Source organism: Methanocrinis sp. (genome assembly GCF_049974945.1).
GTDB lineage: Archaea > Halobacteriota > Methanosarcinia > Methanotrichales > Methanotrichaceae > Methanocrinis.
The window spans coordinates 1,618-5,391 of the sequence record NZ_JBNGCU010000103.1; the positions used below are offsets into that span (position 1 = coordinate 1,618).

Sequence of the window (3,774 nt, forward strand, 5' to 3'; positions counted from 1 at the left end):
AGAGCGGGAGGAGATGAGAGATAAAGGTGGAGAGGGAAGATGGACGAAGAACGGGAGGAAGGGAAAAGGTCGAGAAAGGGGGAGATGGCCTTCAGGCGGCGTCGTCGGCGTAATAGTAGTACTCGCCCGACTGCCTCTGGGCTCGGTCAAGCCTCGACCCCGGCTTGTTCACCCTCGGCCGCTGGGTGTCCTCGTCCCTCCTGAAGGTGATCCCGATGCTCGCGAGGAACCGGTTCATCCCCTCCCTCATCTTGACCGGCGGATGGGCGACGCCCCTCTCCCCCGCCTCCCCCTCGAAGACCATCAGCTTCTCGCTGAGAAGGTCGATCAGGTATATGTCGTGGTCCACCACCAGGACCGACCGCTCGGTGCTCTCGGCAAACCTTCGCATCACCTTCGCGGCCATCATCCTCTGCTCGACGTCCAGGTGGGCAGACGGCTCATCCAGGAGGTACAGATCGGCGTCCCGGCTGAGACATCCCACGACCGCCACCCTCTGAAGCTCGCCGCCCGATAGCTCATCCATCGTCTGGTCCAGAAGCTTCTCCAGGCCCATCGGCTTTACGAACTCCGACTGGTAGTAGCTGGAGTCGAACTCCGGCGTGATCTTGCGGAGAAATCCCTGGACAGAGAGGTCGCTCTCAGCCTTCAGGTACTGGGGCTTGTAGGAGACCTTCAGCTTCAGGTCGAGGTTTCCGGTCGTCGGCTCCTCCACCCCCGCCAGGATCTTGATGTAGGTGCTCTTTCCGATCCCGTTCGGCCCCAGAATTCCGACCACCTCACCCCTCCTGATCTCGCCCCGCTCCGCCTCCAGAACGAACTGAGAGTACTCCTTGGTGAAGTTCTCGTACTCTACGAGGAGCGGAACGTCCTTCTCCACCCTCGGTGCGTGGACCTCGAAGACTATCGACTCCGACCGGACCCTGATATTCTCCTCGGAGAAGTAGCCCTTTATGTACTGATTGATCCCCACCCTCACCCCCTTCGGCCGGGTTATGACGCCGTAGACCCCCGGAGTCCCGTAGACCAGATGGACGTTCTCGGCCAGAAGGTCGAGGAGAGCGAGGTCGTGCTCCACCACCATCACAGACCTGGTCTCGGAGAGCTCCCTGATCGCCGAGGCTGCGTTGATCCTCTGGTAGATGTCCAGGTAAGGGCTGATCTCGTCGAAGAAGTAGACGTCAGCGTCTCTTGCGGCACAGGCGACTATCGCTACCCTCTGTAGCTCTCCTCCGCTGAGGCTCGATATCTCCCGCTCCATCAGAGGCGAGAGGTTCATCTTCTCTGCGAGGTCCGAGAGAACACCGCGCTCGTCGGTCTTCTCAAGAAGACCGTTCACCGACCCAGAGTAGCTCTTCGGTATCCGGTCGACGTACTGGGGCTTATAGGCGGTCTTCACCCCTTTCTCGACCACCCTTCTCAGGTAGTCGCCGAGGGCAGAGCCTGAGTAGCTCTCGATCACCTCGTCCCAGGAGGCCCCCCTCCCCAGGTTCGGGGCCATGAGGCCCGAGAGGATGGCCACGGCGGTGCTCTTTCCGATCCCGTTCGGCCCCAGAAGGCCCGTCACCCTCCCCTCGGTGGGGACGGGCAGGCCGTATAGAGCGAAGCCGTTTTTGCCGTAGCGGTGGGTGGGGTTCTCCAGCTCGTCGGGGAGGTTTATAATCGCTATCGCCCCGAAGGGGCACTTACGGACGCAGATCCCGCAGCCTACGCAGAGGTTCTCGGTGATCTGCGGCTTTCCGTCGACGAAGGTGATCGTCTCATCGCCGGTCCTCACCGGCGGGCAGAAGTACTCACACTCGCGGGCGCACTTCTTGGGCTGACACCGATCCCGGTTGATTACAGCGATCCTCATCAGTCCCACCCGATTCAGTTGAGGAGGAGGGTCCAGGATACGAGCCACAGGTCGACGGCTATGAACTCGACGTAGAACCAGTCCTTGGTCTTGAACTCATCGACGTTGATCTTCAGATAGGGGTAGGTGAACTTCTGGACGTAGAAGGTGATGGCGATGACGAGGGTAATGACGAAGTACCAGGGGTAGGCCATCCCCGCCGACCCCTCCGCTGGGATGCCGGTCCCGAAGAGCGAGAGGCTCGCAAATCCGAAGATGGCGCCCAGCACCGCGGGGTAAAGGGTCATGACTATGCCGTCGGCTCTCGCCTTCTTCCTCTCTTTTGCGTCCTTCTTCGGAAGGTTGTTGTTCTTCTTCTCATCTTTCGCCTTCAACTCATCTGTGGCCGCAGCTGCTCCTTTTTGAGCGCTCTTCGACTTCTTCCTCTTCTTGGCCATGGGATCCTCCCTGCCCTGGGTGGCATCATATCATAATAGCGTTTTGGTCTGGGCGGCCGCACTCTTTTCGCCACCCTGCCCCGGATCAAGGCAAAGTCCAAGTAGTATTGAGGCCAAAAGTTCCGGGATGGATGCGCTCATCGTCGCAGACTCGTCGGCGTTCATATACGGGAAGGCTCTGGAGGGAGAGGTCGTCACTGTGCCCGGCGTCGAGGCCGAGCTGAAGGACATCCGATCCCGGATGCGGCTTCAGATCTCCGGGGCGAGGATCGAGGCGCCTTCGTCAGAGGCGCTGGAGAGGGCGAAGGCCGCCGCCCGGAAGACGGGGGACGCCGCCGTCCTCTCCGAGGTCGACCTGGAGCTTCTGGCCAAAGCCCTGGAGCTCTCAGCGAAGCTCGCCACCGACGATTACGCCCTTCAGAACGCGGCCCTAAACCTGGGCCTGGAGGTGGAGCCGGTGGCCCTGCCCCGGATCCGAAAGATCGTGTTGCGGACCCAGAGGTGCATCGGCTGCGGCAGGCCCTTCGAGGGCGAAGAGTGTCCAGTCTGCGGCACGCCTGCAAGAGAAAGAAAGGGGGGTTACAGATGAAAAATATAGATAGTTTGATAGAAAAGGCATCCGAGCTGAAGGCGGAGGGCCTGGTGGAGGGACAGATCGCCGAGGAGCTGAACATCTCTCGTGAGACGGTCACCTGGCTTCTCACCCACGGCGAGAAGAAGGCGGGGGTCCAGGGACCCAAAGACGTCTCCGTCGACTGGAGCAGCATCGGGAAGAGCTCGATCCGGCTCCGGCAAGTCTCCCTCGCCCTCACCGATATGATCGAAGAATGCCTGGATTGCACCGACGCCGGCGTGGAGGTGGTGGTCGGGATCGCTCTCAGCGGCGTTCCCCTGGCCAGCATGGTGGCCGAGGTGCTGGGGGCTGAGCTCGCGGTTTACACCCCCACCAAGCAGAGGTGGTCCACGGAGAAGGGGGAGACGGAGTTTCGGGGAATATTCAGCACCAACTTCTCGGACGTCTGCGACGCCGAGTGCGTCGTCGTCGACGACGTCATCACCTCCGGAAGGACCCTGGAGGAGGCCGTGGAGGAGCTGAACGACCACGGCGCCTCGACCAACGCCATCGGCGTCCTCCTGGACAAGAAGGGGATCGACGAGATCGTCGGGGTTCCCGTCTGCTCCCTTCTCCAGATCATGAGGGTCAACTGAAGAATTCAGGCCCGAACTCAGGGGCCTGGAGGAGATCTTTTTAACAGATCTTTTTAGCTATTCTGCACCCTAAAAATTTATATGTACATCTGACCAATTACAATCAGGAGGATCATCATGAGTTTGAGAATCTGTCATGTCGCCCATCTTGCAGCCCTGGTGCTGCTCTTAGCCCTGGCCTCGCCAGCCTTTGCAGAAGACGCCCAGGCTCCGAGCTTCGGCGAAGTGAAGTACAAGGTCCTGGACCCGATCCAGCTCGGCAAAGAGGCGAAG

General features: G+C 60.5%; 4 protein-coding genes. 2 read left to right on the plus strand and 2 right to left on the minus strand.

Translation table 11 applies throughout. From position 1 onward, the window contains the following. Positions 1 to 91: 91 nt before the first annotated feature. Together ACP5EL_RS08910 and ACP5EL_RS08915 are read right to left on the minus strand one after the other, a co-directional pair. Complete coding sequence (locus ACP5EL_RS08910; RefSeq protein ID WP_428402158.1) at positions 92 to 1,855, minus strand: ribosome biogenesis/translation initiation ATPase RLI; 1,764 nt, start codon at positions 1,853 to 1,855, stop codon at positions 92 to 94. Between the two features lie 14 nt (positions 1,856 to 1,869). Continuing rightward, positions 1,870 to 2,292, minus strand: coding sequence for a hypothetical protein (locus ACP5EL_RS08915; protein WP_428402159.1), 423 nt, complete (start codon positions 2,290 to 2,292; stop codon positions 1,870 to 1,872). 127 nt (positions 2,293 to 2,419) lie between these two features. Between ACP5EL_RS08915 and ACP5EL_RS08920 the strand changes: the two genes are divergently transcribed. Further along, positions 2,420 to 2,881: an NOB1 family endonuclease gene (locus ACP5EL_RS08920; RefSeq protein WP_428402160.1), complete on the plus strand. Its 462-nt coding sequence runs from the start codon at positions 2,420 to 2,422 to the stop codon at positions 2,879 to 2,881. Continuing rightward, positions 2,878 to 3,501 carry an orotate phosphoribosyltransferase-like protein gene (locus tag ACP5EL_RS08925; protein ID WP_428402161.1) on the plus strand — a complete coding sequence of 208 codons (624 nt, stop codon included), beginning with the start codon at positions 2,878 to 2,880 and terminating at the stop codon, positions 3,499 to 3,501. The genes ACP5EL_RS08920 and ACP5EL_RS08925 overlap by 4 nt, the downstream gene beginning before the upstream one ends. Positions 3,502 to 3,774 lie beyond the last annotated feature (273 nt).

Excerpts from the sequence above, each read along its gene's own strand:
- ACP5EL_RS08915 (WP_428402159.1), bottom strand. The coding sequence starts at position 2,292 with ATGGCCAAGAAGAGGAAGAAGTCGAAGAGCGCTCAAAAAGGAGCAGCT.
- ACP5EL_RS08920 (WP_428402160.1), top strand. The coding sequence starts at position 2,420 with ATGGATGCGCTCATCGTCGCAGACTCGTCGGCGTTCATATACGGGAAG.
- ACP5EL_RS08910 (WP_428402158.1), bottom strand. The coding sequence starts at position 1,855 with ATGAGGATCGCTGTAATCAACCGGGATCGGTGTCAGCCCAAGAAGTGC.
- ACP5EL_RS08925 (WP_428402161.1), top strand. The coding sequence starts at position 2,878 with ATGAAAAATATAGATAGTTTGATAGAAAAGGCATCCGAGCTGAAGGCG.